A 17,618-nucleotide genomic window follows, 5' to 3' on the forward strand; every position below is an offset into this window, starting at 1 on the left:
TGAGTTTCAACAGTTAGTGACGCGAAGTTGATTCCCGATGCGGGAAAGAAAAAGCGGCGCTTCCCATCGCATGGGAAGCGCCGCCGGTGGTCGTGCGAATCAGGCGGCCGAAGTCACCCGGTAGACGTCGTAGACGCCTTCCACATTGCGGACCACGTTCAGCAGGTGGCCCAGATGCTTCGGATCGCCCATCTCGAAGGTGAACTTCGAAATGGCCACGCGGTCACCGGACGTGGTGACCGCCGCCGAGAGGATATTGACCTTCTCATCGGCCAGCACCTTGGTGACATCGGAGAGCAGCCGGGTGCGATCGAGCGCCTCGATCTGGATGGCGACCAGGAACACCGAGGACGGGGACGGGGCCCATTTGACCTCGATGATCCGTTCCGGTTGCGCCCGAAGCGAATCCGCGTTGGTGCAGTCGGTGCGGTGCACGCTGACCGCGCCGCCCCGGGTCACGAAGCCCATGATCTCGTCGCCGGGCACCGGGGTGCAGCACTTGGCGAGCTTGGACACCGTGCCGGGCGCGCCCGGAATCTCCACGCCCGCATCACCGGTGAGCCGCTGGCGCGAGGGAACCGTTGAGGGCGTTGACCTTTCGGCCAGCTCGTTCTCGACATCGCTGACGCCGCCGAGCTGGGCCATCAGGCGCTGCACCACGTGGTGCGCCGAGACCTGGCTTTCCCCGACCGCGGTGTACAGCGCGGAGATATCCGCGTAGTGCAGCTCGGCCGCGAGGCTGGTCATGGCGTCCGCGCTCATCAGACGCTGCAGCGGCAGACCGGACCGGCGCACCTCCTTGGAGATCTGGTCCTTACCCGCCTCGAGGGCTTCCTCGCGGCGTTCCTTGGCGAACCACTGCCGGATCTTGGCCTTGGCGCGCGGGGAGACCACGAAATTCGCCCAGTCCCGCGAGGGGCCGGCGTTCTGCGCCTTGGAGGTGAAGATCTCGACGACCTCACCGTTCTCCAATTGGCGTTCCAGCGCGACGAGCCGCCCGTTGACGCGCGCGCCGATGCAGCGGTGACCGACCTCGGTGTGCACGGCGTAGGCGAAGTCCACCGGGGTGGACTTCTGCGGCAGCGTGATGACCTCGCCCTTGGGGGTGAAGACGAAGATCTCCGGGGATTTCAGGTCGAAGCGCAGCGACTCCAGGAACTCCGCCGGATCCGCGGCTTCCCGCTGCCAGTCCAGGAGCTGGCGCATCCACGCCATATCGTCGACTTCGGTGGAGTCGTTGGAATGCTTACCCTTGGTCTCCTTGTACCGCCAGTGCGCGGCGATGCCGAATTCCGCGGTGCGGTGCATGTCCTGGGTGCGGATCTGCACCTCGAGGGGTTTGCCGTCCGGGCCGACGACGGTGGTGTGCAACGACTGGTAGACCCCGTACCGCGGCTGGGCGATGTAGTCCTTGAAGCGCCCGGCCATCGGCTGCCACAGCGAATGCACAACGCCCACCGCGGCATAGCAGTCCCGCACCTCATCGCAGAGGATGCGGATACCGACCAGATCATGGATATCGTCGAAGTCTTTGCCCTTGACGATCATCTTCTGATAGATGGACCAGTAGTGCTTGGGGCGGCCCTCGACGATCGCGTTGATGCGGCTCGCGGCGAGCGTATTGACGATCTCATCGCGCACCCGGGCCAGATAGGTATCGCGCGAGGGTGCGCGATCGGCGACCAGGCGCACGATCTCGTCGTACTTCTTGGGGTGCAGGATCGCGAAGGCGAGGTCCTCCAGCTCCCATTTCACCGTGGCCATACCCAGGCGATGCGCCAGCGGGGCGATCACCTCGAGGGTTTCGCGCGCCTTCTTGGCCTGCTTCTCCGGCGGCAGGAAGCGCATGGTGCGCATATTGTGCAGCCGGTCCGCGACCTTGATCACCAGTACGCGCGGATCGCGGGCCATGGCGATGATCATCTTGCGGATGGTCTCGGCCTCGGCGGCCGCGCCCAGATTGACCTTGTCCAGCTTGGTGACGCCGTCGACCAGGTGCGCTACCTCGGTGCCGAACTCATTGGTGAGCTCGTCGAGGGAGTAGCCGGTGTCCTCGACGGTGTCGTGCAGCAGCGCGGCCACCAGCGTGGTGGTGTCCATGCCGAGCTCGGCCAGAATGTTCGCGACCGCCAGCGGATGGGTGATGTACGGGTCGCCGGACTTACGGAACTGATGCTGATGCTTTTCATCGGCGACGTCGAAAGCCCGTTGCAGCAGAGCCAGATTCGCCTTCGGGTACAGCTCGCGGTGCACCGTGGCCAGGGGCTCTAGCACCGGTTTCACAGCGGCGATGCCGCGCTGGCCGGTCATCCGGCGGGCGAGGCGGGCGCGCACGCGGCGGGACGCGGAAGTGGGGACGGCGGCCGAGGCGGGACGCACAGGAGCGCCGGGCGCGGGAGTGGCGGACTCGCCATTCTCCGATTGCCCGGCGTTCGCCTTCTCCAGATTCTGTGTCATGCCACCACCTCTCCCGGCCTCGATCGGAACACCGTACCGGACCGTCCAACCACGTAGACCACCCACTTTAGTCCTGGAAACGTTTCGAGACCGGAACGCCGAACGCCGCCTGACCGGACCTGCCCGGAGCGTTGAACCTTACTCCCCCGCACCGACAGTTCGCGGCGGCATTGCGTCCGGATTGCTCCGGTCCCGAAACCGCATCCCTTATTCGACCGGGGCGTCTGCCAGACCGTCCGCGGTGAGCTCGAGGCGGCGCGTCACCCCGATCTCCGCCAAGAAGCGCGGATCGTGACTGACCACGATGAGCGCACCCTGGAAACCGGCCAGCGCCTGGGTGAGATGCCGCAGGCTGGGCAGGTCCAGATTATTGGTGGGCTCGTCCAGTAGCAGCAGTCGCGGCGCGGGTTCGGCCAGCAGGATCATGGCCAGCGCCGCGCGCAGCCGCTCCCCGCCCGAGAGCGCGCTCGCGAGCACATCCGCGGCACTCCCCCGGAACAGGAAGCGGGCCAGTTGTGCCCGAATCTGTTCCGGCGAGGCGTGCGGCGCGGTCGCGGCCACATTCTCGAAGACCGACAGGTTCTCGTCGAAGACGTCCAGGCGCTGCGGCAGCATGCGCCACGGCACCTTCGGCGATTCCTGCCGAATACGGTGCAGCAGAGTGGTTTTGCCCACACCATTGCGGCCGGTGAGCGCGATGCGCTCGGGCCCGATCACCGTCAGCGATACGGTCGGCCCGCAAGCGAGGGTGATCTCATCCAATTCGATGACGTCCTGCCCCGGATAGAGCCGGGTATCGGGCAGATCAACCCGGATCTCCCGGTCATCACGCAATTTCTCCTGTGCCTCGGTGAGGTGATCTTTGGCGTCCTCCAATTTGCCGATGTGCTGATTGCGCAGCTTGCCCGCCGAGACCTGGGCCTCACGTTTGCGATTGCCCATGACGATCTTGGGTTCGCGCTTCTGATCCCACATCTTCTGCCCGTACCGCTTACGCCGATCGAGCTTGATATGGGTCTCCACCAATTCCCGCGCCTGTTTGCGCACATCGCCGCGCGCGTCGCGAATCGCGGCCCGCGCGGCCTCCTGCTCGGCCTCGATGATTCGCTCGTACTCGCTGAAATTGCCGCCGAACAAACGGATTTCGCCCTGCCGCAACTCGGCGATGGCGTCCACCCGCTCCAGCAGTTCCCGGTCGTGGCTGACGGTCAGCACGGTGCCGTCGAACTGCCCGACCACGTCATAGAGTCGCTCCCGGGCGAGTTGATCGAGATTGTTCGTCGGTTCGTCCAGTAGGAGGATCTCGGGCTCGCGCAGCAATTCGGCCACCAGTCCCAGCAGTACGGTCTCCCCACCGGAGAGCGTCTCGAGCCGCCGATCCAATTGTGCGATATCGCCTGCGACATAATGCAATCCGAGCCGCCCGAGCAGGGCCAGCGCGCGTTCCTCGATATCCCAGGCGGACCCGACGAGATCGAAATCCGCCGTACCGCCCGCACCGGATTCGATGCGGTGCAACGCTTTACGGATCTCACCGATCCCCAGCACCGCGTCCACCCGCTGTCCCGCGGCCAGACCGAGATCCTGTCGCAGATACCCGCGCATTCCGGGCACCGTCACGGACCCCCGGGCAGGTTGAAGTTCACCGGTGATCAGGCGGAAAAGAGTGGATTTACCGGCGCCATTGCTCCCGACCAGGCCGATATGACCCGGACCGAGCCGGGCATCGAGACCGTCGAAAACAGAGGTGCCGTCCGGCCATGTGAATGCGAGATCGGAAATAGAAATAACGGGTAATGACATGCGGACTCCCACAGGTACTCGCGAGATGCGGCGCGCAAGGACTGCGGGCCACGCGGCGGTTACCTCAGGAAATCAACGCATTGTCTCCGATCGATCGGGGCAAGAACGTTTGCCACTCTAACCAGACCCAACGAACCAGTGCAAGTGTCTATTTCGTGAGCGGGCTCACTGGCCGATGCGGCGGGCCTTCATACCGTTCAGGAGCGGGACCTCGGCGACCTTGCCGCCGGGTTCGGCGTGCAGCATGCGGCCGTTGCCCAGGTAGATGCCCACCGTGGCCGGGCCGCGGGGGCCGAAGTTGCCGAAGACGAGGTCACCGGATTTGGCCTTGAGCAGCGCCACCTCGGTACCGATCTCCCACTGCTGTTCGGCGGTGCCGGGCAACGTGATGGTGCCGTTGCTGGCGGAAAAGACCGCGGCGGCGGTCAGGCCGGGCTCGTCGAAGCCGCCGTCGCTGGGGCCCGACGTGGTGCCGCCGCCGAAAACGTAAGGGGTACCGAGCCATTCGTGACCCGCCGCGGCGATCTGCGGGCCGAGGGCGGCCGCCGCGTCGGGGGTGAAGCGGCCGGAGCTGCCCATGCTGCGGAAGTTCGCTTCCGCGGCAAGGATTCTCGCCACGTAGGGGCGGGTCTCGCTGAAGTGGCCGGGTACCTGATTGGGCATACCGCCCGAGGCCAGCACCGCGCCCTCACCCGCGTTGTAGGCGGCCAGACTCAACGCGGTGACATCACCGGTCACCTTGCCCTGATCAATCCAGCCCTGCACGGCCTGGGCGATGGCGCACATATACCGGCCCTGGCCCATGATGGCGTCACCGTCGTCCCAGAGGCTCGCCGTACCGTTGCCGTCGGCGTCTATCACGTACGGCTGGCCGTCCGGGGCCAGCGAAGCCGCTGTGCTGGGCAGGAATTGGGCCAGGCCCTCCGCACCGGCGGGTGAGGTCAGGCCGCGGCGGAAGCCGGATTCGGCCTCGCCCTGCGCGGCCAGCAGCGAGGAGCTGATCTGCGGGCACAGCGAGCCCGCGCGGCGATACCAGACCTCGAGCTCGGGCGGGACCTTGCCGGGGGCGAGATTGCCTCCGGCGGAACCGAATCCGTTCTCACAGTTATTGGGAACGGTCGCGGTCGGGAGCGAGGAGCCCGAGAGCCAGGCCATCGGGTCGACCTGGTGACCGCCGGTCAGGCGACCACCGGGTACCAGCTCGAAATGCAAATGGGGGCCGGAGGATTCGCCGTTGGAGCCGACGTCGGCGATGTGCTGGCCCATGGTGACGATGTCACCGGTGTGCACGAAGATGCCGGACTCGTACATGTGGCCGTACACGGTGGAGTAGCGGCGGCCGCTCTCGTCCAGGGAGTCGATGACGATCCAGTCGCCGAAGCCCGAGGCCGGGCCGGAGGCGACCACCAGGCCGTCCGAGGCGGCGTAGATCGGCGTGCCCGCCGCACCCGCCATATCCACGCCCAGGTGAGCGCCACCGCGCGCGCCGAACGGATCCGAGACGGTGAAAGTGCCTGCGGCCATGGGGTATTGGCGGCGTCCGGCACCGGTCAGCTTGCCCGCCTCGTTCACCGTTCCCGGCATGGCGGCCAGCGAGACCTCGGTCGGGCCGCTCACCGTCGAGGTCGCGGTGACGGCCTTGATGGTCACCTGGACGCGATCCATATGATTGCGCGCCGCGTCCCCGCGATCCTCCATAGGCGTCCACTGGATACCGCTGGAGGCCTCCGGGGTCCAACTGCGCTGGCGCCACAGCACATAGTCGACGTGGAAGTTCGCGGCGCTGTCGCGCAGGAAGTTCACGATGGCATCGCCCTTGGCCTGATCATTGCCGACGATGAATTCCACCGCGCGGCCCTCGCGATGATCCGGGTACGCGTCATCGGCGATCACCCCGCGCATATCCATCATGCCGAAACGCGCCACCACACAGCGCAATGCGCGCAGCGCGCCCTCCTGCAACCCGGCCTCGGCCGCCGATCCGGTGGCGGGACAGTTGGGTTCGGTGCGCGCGCTGGTGGCCACGGGAATTCCGGGAGTGCCCGCACCGCAGGTCGACTCGGTGGCGGGCAGGATGACCACGAGCACCAGGGTCATCAGGCTCAGAATGAGTCCGACGGCACCGCCGATGAGGTACTTGGCCTTCACGCCAGAACGCTTCCCGTGGCCGTCGTGATCACTCGGTCATCATGCCATGCCGGACACGCCGAATCACGGACCAGCCATTCGGTTTCACGATCCAGCGCGTCGCTCGCGACCCGCCGGTTCGCGTTTTCGAAGGGCACACAACGGGCATCCTTCTCCAATGCCTTATGTCGCCCGCAATGAGGCCACCGCCGCCCGCATAATCAGCGGCGTCGGGGCACTGTTCGCCCTCACCGAGGGCCTGTACATCCTGCTGCTGGTGTTGCAGGCCGATCAGTCGAATCGGTTCTTCACCTTCATCAAGGGTTTCGCCGAGCCGCTGGCGCTGTTCTTCCCGGGACTGTTCCACACCGGCAACGACACCATCGACATCATTCTCAATTACGGTCTGGCGGCGGTCTTCTGGCTCGTCGTCAGCGGTTTCGTCGCCCGGATGGTGGCGCGCTGACCGATGCGCTACAGCTCGGCGGTGGCCAGATCGAACGCGGTGAGCGCCGCGGCGAACAGCGGCGTGTGCTCGGAGCGGCCCGGATCGTAACCGGTGAGGGTGGCGATCCGGTTCAGCCGGTAGTTGAGCGTATTGCGATGCACCACCAGCGACTCCGCCGCCGCCACCCGATTGTGGTCGTGGGTAAGGAACGCGCGCAGCGCCTCCATCAGATGCGGATGTCCGGTGAGCGGTTCGAGCAGGCCCACCAACCAGGTGCGCGCGGGTCCGGGCCGGGCGAACTGATACTGCAATGCCAGATCGGCCATTCGATACACACCGGTCGGTCTGCCCAAACCCAGTGCGAGCCGGGCGATCTCACCGGCCTCCTCGGCGCGCGGCGGAATCTCCGAAACCAGTGCGGCGGTGGCCGTTCCGGCGATCACCCGGACACCCGCGGCGGCGGCGATGCGCGCGACCGCGGCATCGAGCCGGGCCGAGGATTCGGTGGCCGGCACCAGCACCCAGCCGCCCGCGCGATCCAGCACGGTGAGCGCGTGCGGCGAAAGCGTATCGATCTCACCGTGAATCACGCGCATGGCCGGCCGCGCACCGTCCGCGGTCTCCGCGCCGCCGCAGGTGCGCAGTGCCAGCACGTGATACGACCCCAGCGTGATGCCGAAGCGCTCGGCCAGTATCTCGGCGGGCTTGCCCTGTAGCAGCGCTTGCGCCAGAGCGCGTTTCACTTCCCGCTGCTCCCAGTGCAGATCCTGGCGCTCGCGCAGATACGAGGCCGCGACCCCCGGTATCACCGCGCCCAGATAGCCCAGCAGCTGCGGTACCGCGGCGATGAGTTCATCGCGCTGCTCCGGCGTCTGCGCCGCGGCGGCCAGGAAATTCCATGCCGCCAACGCACCCCGGTGATACACCGAGAGCACCGAATCCAGCGGAATGCCTTCGCGCGCACGGCGTACCGCGACCTCGATCATCTCGTCGAGATCCCCCGCGCGCGGTTCCCGGTGTTCGCTCACCAGGCGCAGGAACAGCCGCAGATTCTCCTCCGAGCGGCGAATCAGGTCCTGTTCCAGCAATTCGGTCGGCAACTGTTCGTAATCGGGCACGGTGCGCACCACCGCGTGGACCACTTCGCGGGCCACCTCGGGTAGGTGCGCACTGAAGAATTCGGTGAAGGGTGTCTGCTCCCCCGGTGCAGTACTCATCTCGATATTGTGGGCGCGAACGAATCCCCGCGCAGCACAACGGGACACAACAGGGCAATCAAGACACCGACCGGTCTACATCCTGTCATTCGAACAAACCCGGGGCCGCACAATCGACTCCGCGCACCGGAAACACCCGCGCGCCGAACCAGCGTTTCAACCGGCTGACATGGGGAATCGCCCATACATGCCTTACATGTATCAAACCTACCGGGAGAGCATGGCCGCCCGACTGATCGGCGGCATCGGTGCTCTGTTCGCGATAATCGAAGTCGTCTACATCCTGTTGCTGGTCTTCGGCGCGGACCAGGCCAACCGCTTCTTCACCCTGATCAAGGGCTGGGCGGAACCGCTCGCGCTGTTCTTCCCCGGCCTGTTCCACACCGGCAACGGCAATCTGGACATCGTCATCAATTACGGTCTGGCAGCGGTGTTCTGGCTGTTCGTCACCGGTCTGATCGCCCGGGTCGTGGCGTGACCCGGGCGTCGACGACTCGAACGCGACGAACGGCTCAGAGCTTGACGATCGAGGTGAGCGGGTAATCGCCCTGGCGATCCCGCCCACCCAGGAAGCCGAGTTCGAGCACCACTGCCGCGGCGACGATCTCCGCGCCCGCGGCGTGGAAGAGTTCGGCCGCCGCGGCCAAGGTGCCGCCGGTGGCCAGCACGTCGTCGAGCAGCAGTACGCGACGGCCCTTCAGATCGATACCGTCGGCCGGGATTTCCAGTGCGGCCGAACCGTATTCGAGGGTGTACTCGCGGCTGATGACCGGCGGCGGCAGCTTGCCCGCCTTGCGCACCGCCACCACACCGGTGCCCAGAATCGCGGCCACGCCCGCACCGAGCAGGAAGCCACGCGCGTCCACGCCCGCGACCAGATCCGCATCGGGCGCACAGGCGGCGAAGCAGTCCAGCACCGTGCGGAAGCCCTCGGCATCGGCGAACACCGGCGTGAGATCGGCGAAACGCACTCCCGGAGTCGGGAAGTCGTCATGCCAGCGGGTCAACCGCTGTACCGAGTCCGCGGCCCTGGCGGTGCGCTGCTCCACCGTTTCAGCGGTATCCGCGATTCCATGCTTGCTCATAGACCCACTCCTCGTCACCTCGCCACCACGGTCACTCACCGTTCGAGCACCCAGCGATCCATATTCCAACCCGCGCCCGCCCGAGTGGGGCTGGCGATCCCGTCCTTCAGTCCGTCCCCGAACGCGATGGTGCGCGGGGAGGCGAACAACGGGATGGACGGCATCTCGCTCCAGAGCAGGTTTTCCTGCTCGTTGAGCAAGTTCAGCACGGTGGTCGAGTTGTCCTCCGCCGCAAGCTGATCCGCGATGGCATCGTAGCGGCCATTGCCGAACCTATTGAAATTGAGCCCCTGACCTGTGTGAAGCGCGGCGATCGCATCGGTAGCTGTGAGCGATCCGGAGGGTCCCGGCATGGCGGCGGTGCCGCCGAGGATGGCGTCCACCTTGCCGTCGACGAGCTGCTGCGGCGAGAAGTCCGGCGTGCCCGCGTCCACCACCGTGATGCCACCGGCCTTGCAGGCATCCGCGATCATGGTGACGGTCTGGGCGCGCCGCTCATCGGGACGCAGATAGCCGATCCGAATGGTGGCATTGGCCTGACCGGCCGAGGTCATCGCCTGACCGGCCGCACCGCCGTCACCTTTGGCGTACTTGTCACCCGGACCCGAGATGACCGGGTAGTACAGCGAATCCTGCTGCACCGTACGGGAATTCAGGATGCCCGCACCCAGGCCCACATCGACCTTGTAGCCCGGATGCCCGAGCTTGTCGAACAGCGCCTGGCGCGGCACGCAGAGCGCGAACGCCCGGCGCGCGGCCACATTCTGGAACACCCCGCCGGTGCTCAGCACCAGCTGCTCCACACCGCGACCGGGCAGATTCTCCGCGGAGAACCCGCTCAGCTTGGCCTCACCGAGCGCGCCCGCACCGATATCGAGCACCCCGACGGCCTTGGCATCGACCTTGGCCTTGAGGTCGGTGTTCTTGTCCCACACCACGATTCGCGGCGTCCGGGCGGAATTGCCCCACCACTTCTCGTTCTTGACCAGGACCAGACCGTCCTTATCGCTGAACGATTCGATCCGGTACGGCCCCGAGGACGGCAGTGCGGTCAGGTCCAGCTTGCCCGGGGCCAGCTTCCAGCCGTTGTTCCAGAAATCGGCGATCCGCTCCGCGACGCCCTGATCACCGGATTGCAAGGGCGCCACCACATTCGGCACCTTCACCGCGGTGGCGACCACATGCGCGGGCATCAGCTCGGAGGCATTGAACAGCGTCTTCCACGCCGTGTAGTGCCGGCCCGGCCGGAACACCACGGTGGCGTCCTTGGATCCGGGCTGGCAGTCCACGCGCTCGATATCGCTGTATCCGGCCGTGCTCGCGGCATCGAACATCGGCACCGGTCCACCCGGACCGGCCTTGGTGAAACGCCCGCTGCGCGCCGCCCATGCCATGACCAGATCGTCACAGGAGGTCGGCGCGCCATCGGAGTACTTACCGTCCGGATTCAGGCGGTACTGGATGGTCTGGGCCTCGCCCGGCACCTCCTTGGCGGTGCCGGTATCGGTATCGGCCACCGGCTGCCCATCGGGGCCGGTGTAGAAGAACCCGGTGATCACCCGCGAGAACACCGCGGCCGCACCGCTGTTCGCGCCGAGCGTGCTGCCGCCGTTATAGCTGGCGACGGCGGTATCGACGCCATACCCGATGGACGGAACCTGGTTCTTCCCGGCGCAGCCCGCCACCATGCCCGCGGCGACCACACCGGCGAGCACGATGACCGAACCGCGAGCCACGACAGAGCCGTCGCGGCGAGCTTTGTTTCCAATCACTTGCCGCAACCCCCTGCGCTCAGTGCCTTCTCTTGGTTCGTTTCCCGGTCGGTCGAGTACCCGGTCGCGGGGCATCGCCCCCGCGCGAACGCGGTGCGGAACCGTCTCGCCCCGCACCCGCGGTCACCGGACGGCTGGCCGCGCCCGCACGCTGCGCGGCGGCCTCGGTGGCCCGCCCGCTGACCGCGCCCGAGCGCCGCGCCAGCACCTTCTTGGTGTGCGCGGCCACCGGGCCGAAGCGCTCCTTGATGGTCACCAGCAGCGGCACCGCGAAGAAGATCGAGGAGTACGCGCCGACGATCATGCCGACCAGCTGCACCAGGGCGAGGTCCTTGAGCGTGCCGACGCCCAGCAGCCATACCGCGACCACCAGCATGCCGATGATCGGCAGGATGCCGATGATGGTGGTGTTGATCGAGCGCATCAGCGTCTGGTTGGCCGCCAGGTTCGCCTTCTCGCCGTAGGTGTGCTTGGTCAGATGCAGGACGCCCTCGGTGTTCTCCTCGACCTTGTCGAAGACGACCACGTTGTCGTACAGCACATAACCCAGAATGGTGAGCAGACCGATGACCGCCGCGGGCGTCACCTCGAAACCGACGAGCGAGTAGATGCCCGCCGTCACAACGAGATTGAAGAACAGCGAGCCGATGGCCGCGATGGACATATCGCGTTCGAAGCGAATCGCGATGTACACCATGGTCAATACGACGAACACCACCAGCGCCAGCAGCGCCTTGTGCGTGACCTCGCCACCCCAGGTCTCGCTGATCTCCGCGGTGGAGATGGCGTTCATATTGGGCTGTCCGTTCGAATCCTTCGGTTTGAAGGCGTTGAACAGCGCGTTCTGCAGTTTGTCGGTCTGATCCTTGTCCAGGCTGTCGGACCGGATCTGAATGGCCGCGGCCGAACCGGAGCCCACCTTCTGCACCGCGACCGCGTCATGGCCGAGGGTGTCGGCGTAGACCTTCTCCACCTGCGAGGTGGTGACCCCGTCGCCCGCGGGCAACTGGATACGCGAACCACCGGCGAAGTCGATGCCCAGGGTGAACCCGCGCACCGCGATGGAGGCGATCGCGATCAGCAGCAGCAGCGCCGCGAGACCGTAGAACAGCTTGCGCCGTCCGACGATCTCGAAACCGCCGGTGCCGGTGTACAACCGCTCGAACAGGCTGTGCTTACGCGTCGCCCGCTCGGATTCGTAGTCGAGTTCGGAATCGATATCCAGAACCGAACTGTTGTCGCGCGCCATCACGCCTCCTTCACCAGGACGCCGGACGCCGCTTTGCGCTCCCGGGCAATTTCAGCAACAGCGCCGAGACCGTTCACCGACGGCTTGGCCCAGAAGGCCGAGCGCGACGCCAGCATCAGCAGCGGCGAGGTGACCAGGTAGAGCACGATGATGTCGAGCACCGTGGTCAGACCCAGCGTGAACGCGAAGCCCTTCACCTGACCGGCGGCCAGGATGTAGAGCACCGCGGACGCGATCAGCGAGACCGTCTTACCCGAGAGGTTGGTGCGCTGTGCGCGCTGCCAGCCGCGCGGGACCGCGGAGCGGAAACTGCGCCCGCCGCGCATCTGGTCCTTGATGCGTTCGAAGAACACGACGAACGAGTCCGCCGTCATACCGATACCGATGATCAAACCGGCGATACCGGCGAGATCGAGGGTGAACCCGATCGACCGGCCCAGCAGGATGATCAGCGCGTACACCGCCACACCGGCCGCGACCAGTGAGAAACCGGCCAGGAAGCCGAGCATGCGGTAGTAGAGCAGGCAGTACAGCAGCACCGCCACCAGGCCGATGGCGCCGGCGATCAGACCGGCCCGCAGCGAGCTCAAACCCAGTGTCGCGGAGACGGTTTCGGCCTCCGAGGTCTGGAACGAGAGCGGCAGCGAACCGTACTTGAGGGTATTGCCCAGCTCCTGCGCGGAGGACTTGTTGATACCCGGGCCCGAGATCGAGGTGCTGCCGCCGTACTGGCCGCCCTGCTGCACCACGGGCGCGCTGACGACCTTGGTGTCGAGCACGAAGGCCAGCTGCTTGTTGTAGTACTCGGTGGTCAGCTTGCCCCAGGTGTCGGCGCCGCCGGACTTGAAGTCAACGGACACAACCCATTTGGATTCCTTCTGGACGTACTGTCCGGAGGCGTCCTTGATCTCCTGGCCGTCCAGGCGGCTCTTGTCGAGCAGGTAGACCTCATTGCCCTCGACACCACAGGTCACCAGCGGCAGGTTCGGATCGTCGTTGCCCTGCAACGGATCCGGCTTGGTGCAGTCCATGGTGAGCATGGCGGTCTGCTGGATCGTCTGATCGGTGCTCTGGCGCAGGGCCTTCGCGTCCGCGATCTCCTTCTGCGTCTGCTGCGGGGTCGGCTGCGCCGGGGGCGCGGTAGGAGCCTGTGCCGGGAACACCCGGTTCTGCGCGGCCGGGGCCTCGGTCGTCGGCGCGACATCCGCGGCGGGCGGCGCGTCGGCCGGGGCGCTCGGGGAGACCGAGGCGGGCGGCGCGGCCGGTTGCTGCTGCGGTTGTTGCTGCTGCTGATTGACCGGTTGGCCGTTCTTCACCTGCGGCGCGATGGCCTGGATCACCGGGCGGACGTACATCTTGGCGGTGGTGGCCAGCGCCTTGGCTTGCGCGCCGTCCTCGCCCGGAACCGTGATGACCAGGTTGTCACCCTCGATGACGACCTCGGAACCGGAGACACCCAGGCCGTTGACGCGCTGCTCGATGATGCTCTGCGCCTTGCGCAGACTGTCCTGGCTGGGCTTGCCGCCGTCGGGGGTACGCGGCGTCAGCGTGACGCGGGTACCGCCCTGTAGGTCGATGCCGAGCTTGGGGCTCGCCGTTTTGTCTCCGGTGAAGAAGATCAGGCCGAACATCACGGCCACCAGTGCGGCGTAGACGCCGAGCAGGCGCAACGGATGCGCCGTTCCCTGGGAAGGTGGCACAGTACTTATCTCCTAGGCGGATCAGTGATGGATCGAGCGGGCACACCGCAGCGCCGTCGGCCGCCGGATCGCGGCGGGCCGACGGCGCGCGGGAATGTCAGTCCTTGGACAGCTTGGGAGCCGCGTCGGAGTTCTCCGACCCGGCGGTCGCGTCGGTGTTCTCCGACGCGGGAACGCTGTCGGACACCGATTCGATGGCGGGAGCCTCGGTATCGGTGTCGGTCGACTCCTCGGTGACCGCGGCGTCATCCTTGCGGATTTCGCGGATGCTCGCGCGCAGCCAGGTGGTGACGACGTCCTCGGCGATCTCGATATCGACCGAATCATCATCGGCCTCGACGACGGTGCCGAATAGGCCGGAGGTGGTGACCACCCGGTCGCCGACCTTCAGGGCTTCCTGCATCTCGGTCACCTTGGCCATCTCCCGCTTCTGGCGGCGGACCCCCAGGAACATCGGGATGAGCAGAGCAACCAGCAGCAGCGGCAGCAGAAGGTCCATCGTCGAAGTCAGCCCTTAATTTGAGTGGTCGAATGGGTCGTTTCCCCGACAGTCTGCCAGGAGATCCTGAGATAGGGCGCGTCGACCTGTATTGGATTCGCCCAGGGCGAATGAGTTGGCCGGACGTGCGGACAGCACTCGCCCGGCGAATGGCCGACACAGAGCAAGATCGGTCAAGCGCGCCGGGCGGCCCGCACGCGAGACTTGTCGAGTGCGCATCGGACGAGATCGACTTCGTGAACTGCTGGACGCGGTGCTGGCGCAGGACAATTCGACGCTGGGAGATATGGCGGCCGAGGCGTTCTCGTCGCCGTTCCATTTTTCCCGGCAATTCACCCGCGGCACCGGGGAATCACCGGTGGCGCTGCGGCGGCGGGTGCTGCTCGAACGCGCGGCCTGGCAATTGAGTCACGGGGAGAGCGTCACCGAGGTGGCGTTCGAGGCGGGATACGAATCGGTCGAAGGGTTCAGCCGGGCATACAGCCGGGCCTATGGACATCCGCCGAGCGGGACCACGACCGACCGCGCGGCGCGCTGGCTGCCCGCGGTCAACGGTGTGCACTTTCATCCGCCCATGTCGCTGTGGGTGGAGAGCGAACCGAAGGGACGGCCCGATATGGACCCGACGGCGATCATGCTGCACCACGAGGTGGATGACACCCGGGAGCTGCTGGAACGGGCGGCGGGACTGCCCGATGAGCGGTATCGGCACGTGCGCGCACCGGGATTCTCGGTGCTGGAGTGGGACGGGGTGGAGGAATCCATCGCCGGGGTGCTGACCACTCTGATCCGGACCAGGGAGGTCTGGCTGGCCGCGATCGAGGGTGCGGACACCCCGGCCGCGGCGGCCGACGATCCGGCGGCGCTGCGAGAGCGATTCGAGGAGATCACCCCGCGCTGGCTCGCCGCCGTGCGCGAGATCGACGGGCGCGGTGGCTGGAACGACACCCTCATCGACGCGCTGTGCGAACCGCCGGAGAGCTTCGTACTGGGCAGCGTGATCGCACATGTACTGACCTATTCGGCACATCGCAGACTGCTCGTCCGAGCCTGGCTGCGGGCCGAATCACCCGATGAGACAACGGAAATCGGCCACGGGGATCCCATCATGTGGCTACGACGGAGAGGTTGAGATGCCATTCACCACCTATTACACCGCCAGCAGTCTGGACGGTTTCATCGCCGATGCGGAGCATTCCCTGGATTGGCTGCTCACCCGCAAGAACGACGGTTCGGGACCGATGGGTTATGAGCTGTTCATCGCCGAGATAGGCGCGATTGTCATGGGGGCCAACACCTATCAGTGGCTGCTCGACAATGAGCCCGGCCCGTGGCCGTACACGGTGCCGGTCTGGGTGGTGACGCATCGGGAATTCGAGCCGCGGCCCGAGCACGATATTCGCTTCACCAGTGCGCCGATTCCGGCGATCCATCAGCAGATGGCAGCCGCGGCCGGTGACAAGAAGCTGTGGGTGGTCGGTGGTGGCGGACTGGCGGCGGAATTCGCCGAGCACGGACTGCTGGACGAGATCATCGTCTCGTTCGCCCCGGTCACCCTCGGATCGGGCGCGCCGATGTTCCCGGTGCGGCAGGAATTGCGCGCGGTCGAGACGGCACTGAACGGCGAACTCGTCTGCGCCCGTTTCGAAGTCGTGAAATAGCCGCGCAGTCGTGAAGTAGACCTGGCCGCGCGGCCGGAGCCGACCCTCCGGCCGCGCGTCTCCGTACCGGACCTACCCGGCACGGAGCTCACCGGGCTCAGGCCGAGCGGGTGCCGTAGGTGTAATCGTCCAGCGGGAAGCTCGCCGCCTCGCGGTGCGCGTTCAACGTGCTGGTGGGGCGCAGCAGCGCCGCCTCACCGTGCTGGTTGAAGTAGTAGCTGCGCGCGGTGGAGCACTGACCGCCGTAGAACACCGAGGAGTCCAGCTTGTCGGTGACGCGATCCAGGAATCCGGTATTGGCCTGTTCGGTGACCTCGAAGACCTCTTCGCCGCGACGCGCCATCTCACCGAACAGTCGGCCCATATGCTTCATCTGGGCCTCGATGGTGGTGAAGTAGGACAGGCCGCTGTACGAGTACGGGCTGTTCAGGCTGACGAAGTTCGGGAACTTCGGCACGGTGATGCCCTCGTAGGCCTGGAAACGGTTGTCCCGCCAGAACTTTCCGAGGTTGACCCCGTCGCGGCCGATGATCTCGATGGCCGGGAAGTTCACATCCCACAGGTTGAAGCCGGTGGCCAGGATCAGGGTGTCGATCTCGGTCTTGTGACCGTCGGCGGTGACGATGCCGTCGGGCTCGATGTGATCGATGGAGTTGGTCTCGAGGCGCACATGCGGTTCGTTGAACGTCTTGAAGTAGTGATTGGAGAACGTGGGGCGCTTGCAGCCGAAATCGTAATCGGGCGTGAGCTTCTTACGGGTCTCGGGATCCTTCACCGAATTCCGCAGATGCGCCTTGGCGAGTGCGGCGGCGGCCTTGTTCAACGGCTTGGCCTGCTTGAAATGCAGCACGCCGACGACCATGAGCGCTTCCAGCATGGTGGTGTTCACCATGCGAGCGGCCTTCTGCGTCAACGGAACTCGCGCGAACAGCGATTGCACCGGCTTGGGGATGGCGGTGTCGACCTTGGGCACCACCCAGATCGGGGTGCGCTGGAAGACGGTGAGCGCACGCGCCTTCTTGGCGACCTCGGGAATCAGCTGCACGGCGGTCGCGCCGGTGCCGATGATGGCGGCCTTGGTATCGGTCAGGTCGAAATCGTTCTCCCACCGGGTGGTGTGAATGATCTTGCCCGCGAAGGTGTCGATGCCCGGGAAGGGCGGGGTGTAGGGCTGGGACAGGAAGCCGGTGGCGGTCATCAGATAACGGCCGGTGACCGATTCGCCGTTCTCGATGGCGACGACCCAGTGCTGCTGTTCCTCATCCCAGCGCGCGCCCCCGACGACCGTGCCGAAGCGCATGCGACGGCGCAGATCGTATTTGTCGGCGACGTGCTCGGCGTACTTCTTGAGCTCGGCACCCGGCGCGAACAGGCGCGACCAATTCGGGTTGGGCTCGAAAGAATAGGAGTAGGTGACCGAGGCGATGTCCACCGCCAGGCCCGGATAGTGATTGACGTGCCAGGTGCCGCCGAGGTCGTCCTCGCGCTCCAGGATCACGAAATTGCTCAGGCCGAGCCGATCCAGCTCGATGCCCGCGCCCATCCCGCCGAAACCCGCACCGACCACGATCGCGTCGTACTGAGGTGCCACGACGAACCT

14 protein-coding genes are annotated in these 17,618 nt (G+C 66.1%); 4 read left to right on the plus strand and 10 right to left on the minus strand.

The genetic code is table 11. The features are described from left to right. Nucleotides 1-99: 99 nt before the first annotated feature. The 3 genes from ACFVUS_RS08620 to ACFVUS_RS08630 form a co-directional block, all read right to left on the minus strand. On the minus strand, nucleotides 100-2,457 hold the full coding sequence (locus tag ACFVUS_RS08620; protein ID WP_387762700.1) for a RelA/SpoT family protein: 2,358 nt from the start codon (nucleotides 2,455-2,457) through the stop codon (nucleotides 100-102). Between the two features lie 207 nt (nucleotides 2,458-2,664). After that, nucleotides 2,665-4,260, minus strand: a complete 1,596-nt coding sequence (locus tag ACFVUS_RS08625) for an ABC-F family ATP-binding cassette domain-containing protein (protein WP_387762702.1) — start codon at nucleotides 4,258-4,260, stop codon at nucleotides 2,665-2,667. Between the two features lie 165 nt (nucleotides 4,261-4,425). Beyond that, nucleotides 4,426-6,408: a peptidoglycan DD-metalloendopeptidase family protein gene (locus ACFVUS_RS08630; protein ID WP_387762704.1), complete on the minus strand. Its 1,983-nt coding sequence runs from the start codon at nucleotides 6,406-6,408 to the stop codon at nucleotides 4,426-4,428. 157 nt (nucleotides 6,409-6,565) lie between these two features. On the opposite strand from ACFVUS_RS08630, the gene ACFVUS_RS08635 reads away from it, so the two are divergent. Continuing rightward, complete coding sequence (locus ACFVUS_RS08635; protein ID WP_387762706.1) at nucleotides 6,566-6,853, plus strand: hypothetical protein; 288 nt, start codon at nucleotides 6,566-6,568, stop codon at nucleotides 6,851-6,853. A gap of 8 nt (nucleotides 6,854-6,861) precedes the next feature. Here ACFVUS_RS08635 and ACFVUS_RS08640 read toward each other — a convergent pair whose 3' ends face one another. After that, nucleotides 6,862-8,052 (minus strand): PucR family transcriptional regulator, encoded by a 1,191-nt coding sequence (locus tag ACFVUS_RS08640; protein ID WP_387762708.1) that lies wholly within the window; start codon nucleotides 8,050-8,052, stop codon nucleotides 6,862-6,864. Between the two features lie 220 nt (nucleotides 8,053-8,272). Here ACFVUS_RS08640 and ACFVUS_RS08645 point away from each other — a divergent pair, with 220 nt between their 5' ends. Beyond that, nucleotides 8,273-8,530, plus strand: coding sequence for a hypothetical protein (locus tag ACFVUS_RS08645; protein ID WP_387762710.1), 258 nt, complete (start codon nucleotides 8,273-8,275; stop codon nucleotides 8,528-8,530). Nucleotides 8,531-8,564: 34 nt separating this feature from the next. Here ACFVUS_RS08645 and ACFVUS_RS08650 read toward each other — a convergent pair whose 3' ends face one another. The 5 genes from ACFVUS_RS08650 to yajC all read right to left on the minus strand — a co-directional run bounded on the left by ACFVUS_RS08650 (nucleotide 8,565) and on the right by yajC (nucleotide 14,357). Next, entirely contained in the window at nucleotides 8,565-9,137 is a 573-nt protein-coding gene (locus ACFVUS_RS08650; RefSeq protein WP_387762712.1) for an adenine phosphoribosyltransferase, read from the minus strand. Nucleotides 9,138-9,172: 35 nt separating this feature from the next. Further along, nucleotides 9,173-10,825 carry an ABC transporter substrate-binding protein gene (locus ACFVUS_RS08655; protein WP_387765454.1) on the minus strand — a complete coding sequence of 551 codons (1,653 nt, stop codon included), beginning with the start codon at nucleotides 10,823-10,825 and terminating at the stop codon, nucleotides 9,173-9,175. Nucleotides 10,826-10,928: 103 nt separating this feature from the next. After that, a complete protein-coding gene (gene secF, locus ACFVUS_RS08660; RefSeq protein ID WP_387762714.1) occupies nucleotides 10,929-12,158 on the minus strand; it encodes a protein translocase subunit SecF in 1,230 nt (409 codons plus the stop codon). After that, nucleotides 12,158-13,858, minus strand: a complete 1,701-nt coding sequence (gene secD / locus ACFVUS_RS08665) for a protein translocase subunit SecD (RefSeq protein ID WP_387762717.1) — start codon at nucleotides 13,856-13,858, stop codon at nucleotides 12,158-12,160. Before secD ends, secF begins: the two co-directional genes overlap by 1 nt. A 97-nt stretch (nucleotides 13,859-13,955) precedes the next feature. Then, nucleotides 13,956-14,357 (minus strand): preprotein translocase subunit YajC, encoded by a 402-nt coding sequence (gene yajC / locus ACFVUS_RS08670; RefSeq protein ID WP_387762719.1) that lies wholly within the window; start codon nucleotides 14,355-14,357, stop codon nucleotides 13,956-13,958. Between the two features lie 211 nt (nucleotides 14,358-14,568). On the opposite strand from yajC, the gene ACFVUS_RS08675 reads away from it, so the two are divergent. Together ACFVUS_RS08675 and ACFVUS_RS08680 are read left to right on the plus strand one after the other, a co-directional pair. Continuing rightward, nucleotides 14,569-15,489, plus strand: a complete 921-nt coding sequence (locus ACFVUS_RS08675) for a helix-turn-helix domain-containing protein (protein ID WP_387762721.1) — start codon at nucleotides 14,569-14,571, stop codon at nucleotides 15,487-15,489. A 1-nt stretch (nucleotide 15,490) separates the two neighbouring features. Continuing rightward, the gene (locus tag ACFVUS_RS08680; protein ID WP_387762723.1) at nucleotides 15,491-16,018 is read left to right on the plus strand and encodes a dihydrofolate reductase family protein; all 528 of its coding nucleotides are present in this window, start codon (nucleotides 15,491-15,493) and stop codon (nucleotides 16,016-16,018) included. Nucleotides 16,019-16,115: 97 nt separating this feature from the next. Here ACFVUS_RS08680 and ACFVUS_RS08685 read toward each other — a convergent pair whose 3' ends face one another. Next, the gene (locus ACFVUS_RS08685) at nucleotides 16,116-17,609 is read right to left on the minus strand and encodes a flavin-containing monooxygenase (RefSeq protein WP_387762725.1); all 1,494 of its coding nucleotides are present in this window, start codon (nucleotides 17,607-17,609) and stop codon (nucleotides 16,116-16,118) included. Nucleotides 17,610-17,618: the final 9 nt, after the last annotated feature.

Source organism: Nocardia sp. NPDC058058 (genome assembly GCF_042885355.1).
Classification (GTDB): Bacteria; Actinomycetota; Actinomycetes; order Mycobacteriales; family Mycobacteriaceae; genus Nocardia.